The organism is Bacillus sp. JJ675, from assembly GCF_036963165.1.
Taxonomy (GTDB): Bacteria; Bacillota; Bacilli; order Bacillales; family Bacillaceae; genus Bacillus; species Bacillus glycinifermentans.
The window spans coordinates 111,783-112,091 of record NZ_JBALMR010000008.1 but is presented as its reverse complement, the minus strand read 5'-3'; the positions used below and the strand labels follow the sequence as shown (position 1 = coordinate 112,091).

The window sequence follows — 309 nt, the reverse complement described above, 5'->3', positions numbered from 1 at the left end:
CAGGGTGCAGATCAAAGCGCATGGCCTAAGTTTGCATAAAACAGTCATTTGCCTCAGTACACCTGTCTCTACTCTAGAGTATGATAAAGCAGGACATAAAAAGGTGGATAGGAGGGTTAAAAGATGAGTGATGTCCATGATCATGATATTCAACAAGCGGTAGACCAGCTGAAGAGCGAGGGCAGAGATCAATATTTAGACCGTGAGCCTGATTCTCCGGCAGCCGAAGAAACCAGGCCCGCCAGCATTTTTGACCTGTGGTGGGGGATAAGGCCGCACAGAAGCAACCGGCATGAGAAAAGCAAGGAG

General features: G+C 48.5%; 1 protein-coding gene. It reads left to right on the top strand.

The window, feature by feature from the left end; translation table 11 throughout:
* Positions 1-123: 123 nt before the first annotated feature.
* Positions 124-309, top strand: a 186-nt coding sequence (locus tag V7126_RS02225) for a CotG/ExsB N-terminal domain-containing protein (protein ID WP_438823784.1), incomplete at its 3' end; no start/stop codon positions are given.